This window comes from Kitasatospora sp. DSM 101779 (assembly GCF_025655475.1).
In the GTDB taxonomy this organism is placed as follows: Bacteria; Actinomycetota; Actinomycetes; order Streptomycetales; family Streptomycetaceae; genus Kitasatospora.
Map to the genome: position 1 here is coordinate 5,199,822 of NZ_JAHTIK010000001.1, position 12,555 is coordinate 5,212,376.

Genomic DNA, 12,555 nt, shown 5'->3' on the forward strand with positions numbered 1-12,555 from the left:
CACGGCAAGGCACCCGCACCCGCCGGCGCCCCCGCCGCCGGGCGCCGGCCCGCGCCGCCGGTGCCCGCCTGGCGCCGCCGCTTCGCCACCGGCGCCGAGTGGTACGTCCGGGTGGTCGCGCTGCTCAACCTGGTCGCCGGACTCATCGAGCCCTTCCGCCAACAGGTCCAACGGGCCAACCGCGGGGACTTCTTCACCCCCGTCCTGGTCGCCTCCGGCTTCACCGGCGCGCTCTTCGCCGGGCTGCTCGCCGTGATGCTCCGCCGCCGCAAGCGGGCCGCCTGGACGGTCACCACCGTGCTGGTGGCGATCTACACCGCGCTGTTCGCCTGGGCACTCGCCTACGTCGACTACAGCGAACACCCCTTCAACTGGATCTCCGCCCTGATCACCGTGGCCCTGCTCGCCGCCCTGCTGATCGGCCGGCCCGTCTTCACCGCCCGCGGCACCCGAGGCAACGTGGTGCTGGCCGCCGTCGTCCTGGTGGCCGGCGGGGCCCTGCTCACCGTGCTCGGCGCCGCCGTCGTCCGGGCCACCTACCCCGACACCCCGCCCGACTGGGGCGACGCCTCGCTGTACGTGCTGCTGCGGCTGCTCACCCTCTCCGGAGTCGTCCAGGTCGCCGACGTGGACGTGCCCGGCTGGGTCGACCTCGGGATCAACCTGTTCGGCGCCGCCCTGCTGCTGATCTCCCTGCGGGTGCTGTTCCGCTCCCCGCGCGGGCACGTCGAGCAGCAGCCCGAGGACGAGCAGCGACTGCGCGACCTGCTCGCCCGGCACGGCGCCCGCGACTCGCTCGGCTACTTCGCGCTCCGCCCCGACAAGGCGGTCTGCTGGTCCCCGTCCGGCAAGGCCGCCGTGCTGCACCGGGTGGTCAACGGCGTCGCCCTCGCCTCCGGCGACCCGATCGGCGACCCGGAGGCCTGGCCGCAGGCGATCGAGGTCTGGCACCGCCACCTGCGCGAGCAGGGCTGGATCCCGGCCGTCACCGGCGCCGGGGAGACCGCCGCCACCGCCTACACCCGGGTCGCCGGGCTGCGCGCCCTGGAGTTCGGCGACGAGGCGGTCGTCGAGACCGCCGGCTTCACCCTGGAGGGCCGCGCCATGCGCCCGCTGCGGCAGGCGCACGGCCGGGTCCGCAAGGCCGGGTACCGCGCCGTCGTCCGCTACCACCGCGACATCCCCGACGGCGACATGGCCGACCTGATCCGGCTCGCAGACGCCTGGCGGCACGGCCGCACCGAACGCGGCTTCTCGATGGCGCTCGGCCGGCTCGGCGACCCCGCCGACGGCGACTGCCTGATGATCGAGTGCCGGGACGAGAACGACCGCACCTGCGCCCTGCTCAGCTTCGTCCCCTGGGGCGAGCACGGACTCTCCCTCGACCTGATGCGCCGTGACCGGGAGTCCGACAACGGCCTGGTCGAGTTCATGGTCACCGAGCTGCTGCTCCGCGGCGCCGCCGGCGAGCTGCAGGTCGCCCGGGTCTCGCTGAACTTCGCCATGTTCCGGGCCGTCTTCGAGGAGGGCGGCCGGCTCGGCGCCGGGCCGGTGCTGCGGCTGTGGCGGGCCGTGCTGCGCTTCCTCTCCCGCTGGTGGCAGCTGGAGTCGCTGTACCGGGCCAACGCCAAGTACCGCCCCGACTGGCAGCCCCGCTACCTGCTCTACGAGAAGTCCACCGAGCTGTTCGCGATCGGCCTGGCCAACGCGGTGGCCGAGGGCTTCATCACCCGTCCGCGGATGCCCGCCGTGCGCCGCCGCCGGCCCGACCCTCACCCGGGCGGGGCAGCGGCGGATGCTCCCGGCGGCTGACGGCCCTTCACTTGAGACGGGCCGCGCAGGGCGGGCCGACGGACGGGAGCACGGGTTGGGCGGACAGCGCAGGAGCCCCTGGCCGGGCACGCTGGCGGCCGGCGCCGCCCTGGTGCTCGGCGCCTGGATGCTGCACGGCGGCGGCCGCATCCTGCCCCCGCTGCCCACCGCCGAACAGGGTGTCGACGCCCTCGGACTGCCGATCGTCGTCGCCCCGCCGATGCCCCGCGCCGCGCCGACCCGCATCCGGATCCGCGGCGCCGGCGTCGACGCCCCCGTCACCGGCCTCGCCCTCGACGGCGACGGCCGGCTGCAGCCGCCGCCCGAGGACGACGACAACCTGGCCGGCTGGTACGCGGCCGGCACCGCCCCCGGCGAGAGCGGCACCGCCGTGCTGGCCGGCCACGTCGACACCGCGGACGGCCCGGCCGTCTTCTACCGGCTCGGCACCCTGCACCGCGGCGACCAGGTGGAGATCGCCCGGGCCGACCGCACCACCGCGTACTTCGCCGTCGACGGCGTCGAGGTCTACCCGAAGGCGGAGTTCCCCGACCGGAAGGTCTACGCCGCCGCGCCCAACGCCCAGCTGCGGCTGATCACCTGCGGCGGCGGGTTCACCCGGCAGCACGGCTACGACGGCAACGTCGTCGTCTACGCCCACCTCGTCCGCGCCGCCGCGGCCTGACCGGCACGGGGAGCAGACCGTGGACCGCAGCCTCGCCTCCTGGAACCCGCTCGACTGGCCGATCACCACCGGCGTCGTCCCCTGCACCCTGCTGGTCGCCGGCAGCGCCGCGCTGCTGCTGCTCGTCCTGGTGCCGGCACCCCGCTGGTGGCCGCTCCGGCTGCCCGCCGCCGTGCTCGCCGCGGCTGTCGCCGGCGTACTGACCGCCCTCACCGTCAACACCTGCTGCTGCCGGACCGGCCGGTCGCCGCCGGCGGCGGTGCGCAGGCCCTGGAGATCGCGGTGGGCCTGGTGTTCTGGGCGGTGGCGCTGACCGCGCTGCTGGTGGCCTTCCGCCGCCCGGTGGTGCACGCCGACGCCGAGGACGCGGCCCTGGCCCGCGCGCTGCTCACCGAGTACGGCGGCTCCACGCTCTCCTTCATCTCCACCTGGGACGGCAACCACTACTGGTTCGACGGGGGCGGGCGGGCCGCGGTGCCGTACCGGGTGATCGCCACCGTGGCGCTCACCACCGGGGACCCGTTCGGCGAGCCGGGGGCCCGGCGGCGGGCGGTCGCGGGCTTCGCCCGCTACTGCGACACCCGGGGCTGGACGCCCTGCTTCTACAGCGTCTCCGCGGACGCGCAGCAGGCCGCCGAGCAGCTCGGCTGGCGCTCGCTGCAGGTCGCCGAGGACACCGTGGTGCCGTTGCCCGACCTCGCCTTCACCGGCAAGAAGTGGCAGTCATCCGGACCTCGCTGAACAAGGCCGGCAAGCAGGGCATCACCGCCGAGTGGTGGACCTACCGGGAGGCGCCGATCGGCATCCGCGACCAGATCCGCTCGATCTCCGAGGAGTGGGTCTCCGACAAGGGCCTGCCCGAGATGGGCTTCACCCTGGGCGGGCTGGCCGAGCTCGACGACCCGGCGGTGCGGATGCTCGTCGCGGTGGACGGCGACCGCACGGTGCACGGGCTGACCAGCTGGATGCCGGTCTACGAGGGCGGGCAGCCGGTCGGCTGGACGCTGGACTTCATGCGCCGCCGCTCCGAAGGGTTCCGCGGGGTGATGGAGTTCCTGATCGCCTCGGCCGCGCTCGGCTTCAAGGAGGAGGGCGCGCGGTTCCTCAGCCTCTCCGGGGCGCCGCTGGCCCGTGCGGACCGCGGCGAGCCGCAGAGCGCGCTGCAGCGGATGCTCGACTGGATGGGCAAGGTCCTGGAGCCGGTCTACGGCTTCCGCTCGCTGCTCGCCTTCAAGGCGAAGTTCCAGCCCGAGTACCGGCCCATGTACATGGTCTACCCGGACCCGGCGGCGCTGCCCGCGATCACCCGGGCGATCGGCAAGGCCTACCTGCCGCACATGACCCCGGGGCAGGGGGTGCGGCTGATGCGCAAGCTGTCCGCCTGAGGCCGCCCGGGGCCGCCCTCAGCCGAGGAGCTCGGCGAGGGCCCGGTCGGCGTCGAGCAGCAGCGCCTCGTCGCCCTCCGGCACCGCGAGGTGGGTCTCCGCGAGGAAGTGCCGCAGCTGGGCGCCGTCGAACTGGAGCAGGGCCACGCCCTCGGCGGAGCGCAGCTCCAGCATGGTGCGCCCGGACGCGGCCGGCCGCAGGTGCACGTCGCCGATGCCGCTCGGCGCGTCCAGGCCGGCGGCCAGCAGCCACCGGGCGAAGACCCACTCGACCTCCGGCGGGGCCTCGGGCAGCGGCGTGCCGTCCAGGGAGAACTCGGCGGGGAACGCCATCCGGACGGCCAGCGGGTCGTCCGACCGGTAGCGCAGGGCGACCCGCAGCACGGCGGTGCGGTGGGTGGTGACGAAGAGGCGGGCCTGGACGACCTGTTCGACGACGATGGGCGCAGCTGTCATGGCGGTTCCTCCCGGTGTCGTCCTGCCCCGAAGTTCGCGGGCGGAACGTGTGACGTGTGTGGATTCTGTGACGGCCGGGGTGCGGCCGGTCGGGAGGGGAGAGCGGGGGAGGGGTCTGCCCTTACCCGGACAGCGGTGTGAGCCCGGTCACCGCCGTCCCCGAAACCCGGTACCGGGACGGGCGCGCCACCGGTAGCGTCCCGGCCATGACGGAGCAGACCGCCGTGGAGCGGGCCGGGGACCGCCGGGAGCAGGAGAGCGCGCAGGACCGGGAGTCCGGGCGGGAACGCCGCGCCGAGATCCGCCGCCTCGGCGCCAAGTACGCCGAGTGCCACGCCGAGCTGCTGAGGAGGCTGGGGGAGTGAACCGCCTGGAGAGCGCCGAGCTGCTGGAGCTCGCCGTCTTCGCCTGTGGGGGCCGCCCGGCAGAACTGCGCGAGCCCGGCCTGCTGGACTCCGCCGCGCACCGGCCGTCCGCCGGGATGTTCGGGGTGGAGGTCTACCCGGGCACCTTCGAGAAGGCCGCCGCGCTGCTGCACGCGGTGGCCTCGAACCATCCCCTGGTGGACGGCAACAAGCGGACCGCCTGGATGGGCGCGGTCGTCCTGCTGGACCTGGCGGGCGCCGACATGGCCGGGGTCGACCAGGACGCGGCGTACGACCTGGTGGTGGCCGTGGCGGCCGGCCGGGTCACCGATGTCGGGGTGATCGCGGAGCGGCTGCGGGCGCTGCACGACGGTCGAGCCTGACCGGGCGAACCGGCGCGGGCCGGTAGGCTGGGCTGGTTGTCCGACCACCGCCCGACAGCGGGCTGGGGCCGTGAAGACCGCCCTGACCTGCGACGATCCCCTCCGGAGCCCGTGAGTACCGCCGCCGCCTCCCCGATGTCGCCGCTGTTCTCCGACGTTGCCTCGCCGCACGCGCCCGTCCGCCCGGCCGGCACGTCGAACGCCTCGCACCACCTGTCGCCGGCCTTCCCCGGCCGTGCCCCCTGGGGCACGGCCGGCAAGCTCCGGGCCTGGCAGCAGGGTGCGCTCGACACGTACATCGAGAAGCAGCCGCGCGACTTCCTGGCGGTCGCCACCCCGGGCGCAGGCAAGACCACCTTCGCCCTCACCCTCGCCTCCTACCTGCTGCACAACCACCTGGTGCAGCAGGTGACGGTCGTCGCACCGACCGAGCACCTGAAGAAGCAGTGGGCGGAGGCCGCGGCCCGGATAGGCATCCGGCTCGACCCGGCCTACTCCTCGGGTCCGCTCTCCAAGGATTACCAGGGCATCGTGGTCACGTACGCGGGCGTCGGGGTCAACCCGATGCTGCACCGCAACCGCACGGAGGCCCGTAAGACCCTCGTCATCATGGACGAGATCCACCACGCCGGTGACTCGAAGTCCTGGGGAGAGGCCTGCTTCGAGGCCTTCGAGCCCGCCACCCGGCGGCTCGCGCTCACCGGTACGCCGTTCCGCTCGGACACCAACCCGATCCCGTTCGTCCAGTACGAGCCGGACTCCGGCGGTCTGCGCAAATCGGTCGCCGACTACACCTACGGCTACGGGCACGCGCTGGCCGACCACGTCGTCCGCCCGGTGATCTTCCTCTCGTACAGCGGTAACATGCGCTGGCGCACCAAGGCCGGCGACGAGCTGGAGGCCCGCCTCGGCGAGCCGATGACCAAGGACCTGATCGCCCAGGCCTGGCGCACCGCGCTCTCGCCGCAGGGCGAGTGGATCCCGAGCGTGCTGCAGGCCGCCGACCGGCGGCTCACCGAGGTCCGCAAGGCGATCCCGGACGCCGGCGGCCTGGTCATCGCGACCGATCAGAACGTGGCCCGCGCCTACGCCAAGATGCTGCGCGAGATCAGCGGCGAGAAGGTCACCCTCGTCCTCTCCGACGAGGCGGAGGCCTCCAAGCGGATCTCCGACTACTCGGAAGGCACCTCGCGCTGGATGGTGGCCGTCCGCATGGTGTCCGAGGGCGTCGACGTGCCCCGGCTGTGCGTCGGCGTGTACGCCACCTCGATCTCCACGCCGCTGTTCTTCGCCCAGGCCGTCGGCCGCTTCGTGCGTGCCCGCAAGCGCGGCGAGACGGCCTCGGTCTTCCTGCCGACCATCCCGATGCTGCTGGGCTTCGCCAACGAGATGGAGCTGCAGCGCGACCACGTCCTCGACCGGCCGAAGAAGGAGGGCGACGGCCTCTTCGACGAGGAGGACCGGCTGCTCGCCGAGGCGGAGAAGGCCAACGACGGGCCGGACACGGGCGGCGAGGAGTTCTCCTACGAGGCGTTGGGCAGCGACGCGGTCTTCGACCGGGTGCTGTACAACGCCATGGAGTTCGGCATGCAGGCGCACCCGGGCAGCGAGGAGGAGGAGGACTACCTCGGCATCCCGGGGCTGCTGGAGCCGGACCAGGTGCAGATGCTGCTGCAGAAGCGCCAGCACCGGCAGATCCAGCGCTCCAAGGCCAAGCCGGCCGAGGAGGCCGACCTGATCGAACTGCCCGCCGAGCAGCGGCCGGTGGTGACCCATCAGGAGCTGCGCGAGCTGCGCAAGGAGCTGAACGCGCTGGTCGCCGCGTGGCACCACCGCACCAACCAGCCGCACGGCACCATCCACAACGAGCTGCGCCGGCAGTGCGGCGGGCCGCTGACCGCGCAGGCCACGGCGAACCAGCTGACCGCGCGGATCGCGCGGATCCGGGAGTGGGCGAAGGGCTGACGCCCCCTCGGGGTGACGGGGGTTCGGGCGAGTCTCCCGAATTGGCAAAGAAAGTGTGGAGACATGCGGTCACATGATCCGTTAATCTTCCGCGTGCCCGGTGCCGGTACGAACCTCCACGAGGTGGCGGACCGGCACCCCGTCCCACATGCCGAGACCCAGCCGTCCCACACGGCGGGCCGGCCGTGCATCGAACGAGGAGTCACCCGTGGCGTACACCGCCCACAACCCCGAGCTGTCCGACAAGTCCAAGGTCGTCGCAGGCCTCCTGCAGATCTTCCTCGGCGGCTTCGGCATCGGCCGCTTCTACACCGGCCACGTCGGCATGGGTGTCGCCCAGCTGCTCACCTGCGGCGGTCTCGGCTTCTGGGCCCTGATCGACGGCATCATCTTCCTGGTCAGCGACACCCGCACCGACGCCCAGGGCCGCAAGCTGCGCGCCTGACCGTGCGTCCGGCCCGGACCCGGCAGCACCCCCGCCCCGCGCACCGCGGGGACGGGGGTGTCCGTCGTCGCGCCACGGCCCTGCGGCACCCGGCGGCCGGACCGCTCGGCCTGCTCGCGGCCGGCCTCGCCGGAGCCGGGTACCTCTACACCCGCGACCCCCACCTGCCCGGGCAGGCCCTGCCCTTCTGCCCCTTCCACCGCCTCACCGGCCTGCAGTGCCCCGGCTGCGGCGGCACCCGGATGGCCTGGGACCTGCTGCACGGCGACCTGCCCGCGGCCTGGCACGACAACGCCGCCCTGCTGCTCGCACTGCCCTTCGTCGCCGCCTGGTACCTCGTCCGGCTGCGGCACGGCCTGGCCGGCCGCACCTGGCGGCTGCGCCTCGGCCCCCGCACCGTCGCCGCCCTGCTGGCCGCGGCGGCGCTCTGGACGGTCGGCCGGAACCTGCTCTGAACGCCCCGGCCGGGGGCGGCCGTGTCCGGAGTCCGGTCAGATATCGAACGCATGCGCCATTCCGGGCCTGAAATGTGGGCTTAATGTCCGTATTTGTGTCTCGACTTTGCGTCGATGATGACCGAATTTTGGACAACTACTTCCGCAGCGCGCGCAGAGTTCACTACCTTCTCCCCACGCTCGCTCGAAGGACCACCCCCACCCCGAGAAGAGCACCGCGGAGCTGTGCCCTCGTCGATGGCGCCGAGCCAGCTGCTCCAGCGCGGACACCCACCTGCGCGTGACACCTCCGTCCCGGCCCGAGCCCCACGCCGGCGCCGGTGCCCGCCGCGGAAAGGACTTGCGCGTCGTGACTGCCGAAACCTCCCAAACCCTGGACCGCGGTGTCCGGGTCCTCAAGCTCCTCGCCGACTCCGAGCGCGGCCTGACCGTGACCGAGCTCGCCGCCCGGCTCGCCGTCAACCGCACCGTGGTCTACCGGCTGCTGGCCACCCTGGAACAGCACGGCCTCGTCCGCCGCGACATCGGCGGCCGCGCCAGAGTCGGCCTCGGCGTGCTGCGCCTCGCCCACCGCGTCCACCCGCTGCTCCGCGAGGCCGCCCTGCCGGCCCTGCGCAGCCTCGCCGAGGACCTCGGCGCCACCGCCCACCTCACCCTGGTGGACGGCAACGAGGCGCTCGCCGTCGCCGTGGTCGAGCCCAGCTGGACGGACTTCCACGTCGCCTACCGGACGGGCCTGCGCCACCCGCTCGACGAGAGCGCCGCCGGCCGCGCCATCCTGGAGGCGCGCGGCTTCCCGAACCAGCGCCGCCCCGACCAGGGCTTCGTGATCACCCGCGCGGAGGAGCAGTCCGGTGCCAGCGGCGCCGCGGCCGCCCTGGTCGGCCTCAGCGGCATCGAGGGCAGCGTCGGCGTCGTCATGCTGAACGGCCTCGTGCCCGAGCGGGTCGGCCCGCGCGTCGTCGAGGCGGCCACCGAGGTCGCCGACGCGCTGCGCTGACCCCGCTCCGCGGGGCCGGCCGCCCCGCCGGTGTGGTTCGATGCGGGATGTGTCTCCTGCGAAGCTGCCCACGGCCCTGACCGCCCCCAAGACCCGCGCCCTGACGCTGTGCACCGCCCTGGTGCTCGCGCTGTTCGGGGTCACGGCGTTCGTGCCGCTGCCGTTCACGCTCACCCAGCCCGGCGTCACCGCGGACACCCTCGGCAGCTACAACGGGGTGCCGGTCATCACCGTCACCGGCACCCCCGTGCGGACCACCGGCGGCAAGCTGCTCGCCACCACCATCTCCGCCACCAACGCCGGCGAGAAGATCAGCTTTCGTGACGCCCTGCGGGCCTGGATCCGCCCGGACGAGGCGGTACTGCCGACCGAGGCCGTCTACCCCGAGGACAACCCCGGCAAGGCCGAGCAGGAGACCGCCCAGCAGATGGCCGAGTCGCAGGACAGCGCCACCACGGCCGCGCTCTCCTACCTCCACCTGTCGCCCTCCCAGGTCACCGTGAAGATCGACCTCGGCGACATCGGCGGGCCCAGCGCCGGCCAGATGCTCAGCCTCGGCATCATCGACAAGATCGCCGGGAACGGCCGCGGCGGCGACCTCACCGGCGGCCGCGTGGTGGCCGGCACCGGCACCATCGACGACCAGGGCGTGATCGGCGCCGTCGGCGGCGTCGCCCTCAAGACCCGCGCCGCCGCCCGGGACGGCGCCACCGTCTTCCTCGTCCCCGCCTCGGAGTGCTCCGACGCCCAGGTCGACACCCCGCAGGGCCTGCGGCTGGTCCCGGTGGCCACCCTCGCCTCCGCCGTCGCCGCGCTCGACGCCCTCGACAGCGGCGGCTCCGTGCCCAGCTGCTGACACCGCACCGGACCGGCCGTTCCGGGCCGCCCCGGTTCACTCCCGGGCGGCCTGCTCCACCAGCGGCAGGATCCGGTACGGCACCGGGTTCTCCAGCGCGATCGCGGTGGACGCCCGGACGATCCCGTCGAAGCCCACCACCCGGTCGATCACCCGCTGCAGGTCCGCGTTCGACCGCGCGACGATCCGCACCAGCATGTCGCCCTGCCCGGTGATCGTGTGCAGCTCCAGCACCTCCGGCACCGCCGCCAGATGGGCCCGCACGTCACTGCCCTGACCCTGCGAGATCTCCAGCGTCGCGAAGGCCGTCACCGGGTAGCCGAGCGCCGCCGGATCCACCTGCGGGCCGAAACCGCCGATCACCCCGCGCGCCTGCAGCCGGTCCAGCCGGGCCTGCACCGTGCCGCGCGCCACCTGCAGCCGCCGGGAGCACTCCAGCACACCGATCCGCGGCTCCTCGCTCAGCAGCCTGATCAGCTTTCCGTCGAGTGCGTCGATCGCGTCGTTGGGTGAGTGCACAACCGCTCCGTCCGCCGGCCCGGGCCGACGGTCGGTCGTCCCGGTGGGCAATCTGTCCAGTGGGTGCGGCCATTCTCCGGCCCGCCGGGGCACCTTGCCCAGGAGGAAACGGAACAGTTGCGCGCCCGGGGGAGCCACGTCACCCTCCTGCACACCCCGGCGGGCGGCCGCTCCGCCCCCGAACCGTCCCCGGGGCGACCCGGGGAGGCTTCGCCATGACCGCGCACACCGCCAACGCCCGCTACGCCGCCCGCCCCTGCGCCTCGCCCGAGGCGCCGCCGCCCCCCGGGGCGGGCCCGGTCGCCGCCACCGACGCCCTCGTCCTCGCCGTCCGCGACGCCCGCCGGGCCGCCCACCACTACCGCGACGCCCTCGGCATGCACTGCACCGCCTACACCGGACCGGAGACCGGCAACCCCCACCTGTGCTCCTACGTCCTGGAGGCCGGTGGCGCCCGCTGGGTGCTCAGCTCGGCCACCGGCGCCCGCGGCCGGCTCGCCCGCCACCTGGCCGACCACGGCGAAGGCGTCCTGGAGGTCGCGCTGCGGGTGCCCGACGTGCACTGGGCCTTCGACTACGCCGTCGACCGCGGCGCCCTGGCCGTCACCGAACCCTACGAACTGAGCGACCGCCACGGCACGGTGGTGCTCGCCGCCATCGGCACCGGCGGACCCGTCCGCCACACCCTGGTCGACCGGACCGGCTACACCGGCCCCTATCTCCCCGGCTACGTCGCCCCGCCGGCCGCGCTGCGGACACCGGGACAGCCCGACGGACAGGGCGTCAGCGGACGACGGTCTGGACGTCCGGCGGATGGCCGTTCCAGGTGACGAACACCGAATTGGCCTTGTCGTCCTTGGAGAAATCGATCCGCATCCAGTGGTCGCCGTTCCAGACCTGCACCTGCCAGCCCGCGTCCGGGGTCGCCGAGACCAGCTCCGCCCGGTCCGGGTGGATGTCCAGCGCCACCCGGCCGCCCGGCACCAGGTAACTGCGCACCGAGGACGGCGAGGCCGACTTCACCGTCGGCGAGGCCGACCGGATCGGACTCGGCAGGGTCGGCGCCACCGACGGCGAGGGCGGTGCCGAGGACGCGGAGGGCGAGGGGTCGGCCGGCGCGGTCGACCCCGAGTCCGTCGCCGAGGCCGCCGGCGGCAGGCTCGCCGCCGCCTGCGTGGTCGCCGACGGCAGCGGCACCGCCTGCGGCCGCTCGAAACCCGCCTCGGTCAGCACCGTGTGCACGCCGTACCAGGACAGCGCCACCGCCGCTCCGGTGGCGACCGCCCAGGCGCCGATCTGTACCAGTCCGCTCCGCATCGTCCGCACATCCTGCCGCATCCGGAGCGGCCGCAGCGCCCCGGGCCCGGCAATCCTGTGAAAGGTTGCGGCAACGCTGTGAAACGTCCGCGCCGGAGCACGGGCAATCAACGCATAACGCCCGAGGTACAGACCAATGGGGGCCCCATGCCGTACCGTGCAGGGCCATGGCAACAGTGCTCGTGGTCGAGGACGACCCCTTCGTACGCTCCGCGCTGATCCGACACCTCGCCGAGACCGGCCACGCGGTGCGCAGCGTCGGCACCGCGTTGGAGGCACTGCGCGAGGTCGCCCAGGTCGGCTGCGACCTGGTCATCCTCGACCTCGGTCTGCCCGACCTCGACGGCAGCGAGGCGCTCAAGATGATCCGCGGCCTCACCAACGTGCCCGTCATCATCTCCACCGCCCGCGACGACGAGGCCGAGATCGTCCGCCTGCTCAACGCCGGCGCCGACGACTACCTCGTCAAGCCGTTCTCCCCCGAGCACCTGACGGCCCGGATGGCGGCCGTGCTGCGCCGCCTCGGCGTCGGCAGCGCCCCCGCCCCGCAGGTGCTCCGGGTCGGCGGACTCGCCATCGACGTGCAGCGCCGCGAGGCCGCACTCGACGGCCGGCCGCTCGACCTGACCCGCCGCGAGTTCGACCTGCTCTCCTTCCTCGCCGCCCGGCCCGGCGTCGTCGTGCCGCGCAAGGAGATACTCGCCGAGGTCTGGCGCCAGACCTACGGCGGCGACCAGACCATCGACGTCCACCTGTCCTGGCTGCGCCGCAAGCTCGGCGAGACCGCCTCCCGGCCCCGCTACCTGCACACCGTCCGCGGCGTCGGTGTCCGGCTGGAGGCCCCGAGCGGATCGGTCGCCGACCCGGTGGGCCGCCTGACATGACACCCCCCGGCACCGGGCCGACCGGCGG

15 protein-coding genes and 1 pseudogene are annotated in these 12,555 nt (G+C 73.9%); 13 read left to right on the forward strand and 3 right to left on the reverse strand.

Going from position 1 to position 12,555, the window contains the following annotated elements; translation table 11 throughout:
• The 4 genes and pseudogenes from KSNIM_RS23705 to KSNIM_RS23720 all read left to right on the forward strand — a co-directional run.
• The coding region (locus KSNIM_RS23705) for a phosphatidylglycerol lysyltransferase domain-containing protein (protein ID WP_317634051.1) at positions 1-1,812 on the forward strand (1,812 nt) is incomplete at its 5' end.
• 127 nt (positions 1,813-1,939) lie between these two features.
• Positions 1,940-2,497 carry a class F sortase gene (locus KSNIM_RS23710; protein WP_263108079.1) on the forward strand — a complete coding sequence of 186 codons (558 nt, stop codon included), beginning with the start codon at positions 1,940-1,942 and terminating at the stop codon, positions 2,495-2,497.
• A gap of 19 nt (positions 2,498-2,516) precedes the next feature.
• The gene (locus KSNIM_RS23715; RefSeq protein WP_263105169.1) at positions 2,517-2,810 is read left to right on the forward strand and encodes a hypothetical protein; all 294 of its coding nucleotides are present in this window, start codon (positions 2,517-2,519) and stop codon (positions 2,808-2,810) included.
• Between the two features lie 32 nt (positions 2,811-2,842).
• Positions 2,843-3,882 (forward strand): annotated as a pseudogene (locus KSNIM_RS23720) (bifunctional lysylphosphatidylglycerol flippase/synthetase MprF).
• 18 nt (positions 3,883-3,900) lie between these two features.
• Here the strand turns inward: KSNIM_RS23720 and KSNIM_RS23725 are convergent.
• Entirely contained in the window at positions 3,901-4,338 is a 438-nt protein-coding gene (locus KSNIM_RS23725; protein ID WP_263105170.1) for an SsgA family sporulation/cell division regulator, read from the reverse strand.
• A gap of 206 nt (positions 4,339-4,544) precedes the next feature.
• Between KSNIM_RS23725 and KSNIM_RS23730 the strand changes: the two genes are divergently transcribed.
• From KSNIM_RS23730 to KSNIM_RS23760, 7 genes are all read left to right on the forward strand, one after another.
• A complete protein-coding gene (locus tag KSNIM_RS23730; protein WP_263105171.1) occupies positions 4,545-4,703 on the forward strand; it encodes a hypothetical protein in 159 nt (52 codons plus the stop codon).
• Positions 4,700-5,086, forward strand: coding sequence for a type II toxin-antitoxin system death-on-curing family toxin (locus KSNIM_RS23735; protein WP_263105172.1), 387 nt, complete (start codon positions 4,700-4,702; stop codon positions 5,084-5,086). The genes KSNIM_RS23730 and KSNIM_RS23735 overlap by 4 nt, the downstream gene beginning before the upstream one ends.
• Positions 5,087-5,221: 135 nt before the next feature.
• Positions 5,222-7,051: a DEAD/DEAH box helicase gene (locus KSNIM_RS23740; protein ID WP_263108080.1), complete on the forward strand. Its 1,830-nt coding sequence runs from the start codon at positions 5,222-5,224 to the stop codon at positions 7,049-7,051.
• Positions 7,052-7,259: 208 nt separating this feature from the next.
• Positions 7,260-7,496: a TM2 domain-containing protein gene (locus KSNIM_RS23745; RefSeq protein WP_263105173.1), complete on the forward strand. Its 237-nt coding sequence runs from the start codon at positions 7,260-7,262 to the stop codon at positions 7,494-7,496.
• A gap of 2 nt (positions 7,497-7,498) precedes the next feature.
• Positions 7,499-7,951 (forward strand): DUF2752 domain-containing protein, encoded by a 453-nt coding sequence (locus KSNIM_RS23750; protein ID WP_411543763.1) that lies wholly within the window; start codon positions 7,499-7,501, stop codon positions 7,949-7,951.
• A 349-nt stretch (positions 7,952-8,300) separates the two neighbouring features.
• Positions 8,301-8,951 (forward strand): IclR family transcriptional regulator, encoded by a 651-nt coding sequence (locus KSNIM_RS23755; protein WP_263105174.1) that lies wholly within the window; start codon positions 8,301-8,303, stop codon positions 8,949-8,951.
• 40 nt (positions 8,952-8,991) lie between these two features.
• Positions 8,992-9,807, forward strand: coding sequence for a hypothetical protein (locus tag KSNIM_RS23760; RefSeq protein WP_411543764.1), 816 nt, complete (start codon positions 8,992-8,994; stop codon positions 9,805-9,807).
• Between the two features lie 36 nt (positions 9,808-9,843).
• On the opposite strand, the gene KSNIM_RS23765 is transcribed toward KSNIM_RS23760, so the two are convergent.
• Positions 9,844-10,326 (reverse strand): Lrp/AsnC family transcriptional regulator, encoded by a 483-nt coding sequence (locus tag KSNIM_RS23765; RefSeq protein ID WP_263105176.1) that lies wholly within the window; start codon positions 10,324-10,326, stop codon positions 9,844-9,846.
• Between the two features lie 215 nt (positions 10,327-10,541).
• Here KSNIM_RS23765 and KSNIM_RS23770 point away from each other — a divergent pair, with 215 nt between their 5' ends.
• Complete coding sequence (locus KSNIM_RS23770) at positions 10,542-11,156, forward strand: VOC family protein (RefSeq protein ID WP_263105177.1); 615 nt, start codon at positions 10,542-10,544, stop codon at positions 11,154-11,156.
• On the opposite strand, the gene KSNIM_RS23775 is transcribed toward KSNIM_RS23770, so the two are convergent.
• Complete coding sequence (locus KSNIM_RS23775; RefSeq protein ID WP_263105178.1) at positions 11,110-11,643, reverse strand: hypothetical protein; 534 nt, start codon at positions 11,641-11,643, stop codon at positions 11,110-11,112. The genes KSNIM_RS23770 and KSNIM_RS23775 overlap by 47 nt on opposite strands.
• Positions 11,644-11,810: 167 nt before the next feature.
• Here KSNIM_RS23775 and KSNIM_RS23780 point away from each other — a divergent pair, with 167 nt between their 5' ends.
• Positions 11,811-12,527 (forward strand): response regulator transcription factor, encoded by a 717-nt coding sequence (locus KSNIM_RS23780; RefSeq protein WP_263105179.1) that lies wholly within the window; start codon positions 11,811-11,813, stop codon positions 12,525-12,527.
• Positions 12,528-12,555 lie beyond the last annotated feature (28 nt).

What these genes read in the sequence shown, in the direction of transcription:
- KSNIM_RS23740 (WP_263108080.1), top strand. Translation starts at nt 5,222, where the DNA reads ATGTCGCCGCTGTTCTCCGACGTTGCCTCGCCGCACGCGCCCGTCCGC.
- KSNIM_RS23710 (WP_263108079.1), top strand. Translation starts at nt 1,940, where the DNA reads ATGCTGCACGGCGGCGGCCGCATCCTGCCCCCGCTGCCCACCGCCGAA.
- KSNIM_RS23780 (WP_263105179.1), top strand. Translation starts at nt 11,811, where the DNA reads ATGGCAACAGTGCTCGTGGTCGAGGACGACCCCTTCGTACGCTCCGCG.
- KSNIM_RS23725 (WP_263105170.1), bottom strand. Translation starts at nt 4,338, where the DNA reads ATGACAGCTGCGCCCATCGTCGTCGAACAGGTCGTCCAGGCCCGCCTC.
- KSNIM_RS23770 (WP_263105177.1), top strand. Translation starts at nt 10,542, where the DNA reads ATGACCGCGCACACCGCCAACGCCCGCTACGCCGCCCGCCCCTGCGCC.
- KSNIM_RS23730 (WP_263105171.1), top strand. Translation starts at nt 4,545, where the DNA reads ATGACGGAGCAGACCGCCGTGGAGCGGGCCGGGGACCGCCGGGAGCAG.
- KSNIM_RS23760 (WP_411543764.1), top strand. Translation starts at nt 8,992, where the DNA reads ATGCGGGATGTGTCTCCTGCGAAGCTGCCCACGGCCCTGACCGCCCCC.
- KSNIM_RS23775 (WP_263105178.1), bottom strand. Translation starts at nt 11,643, where the DNA reads ATGCGGAGCGGACTGGTACAGATCGGCGCCTGGGCGGTCGCCACCGGA.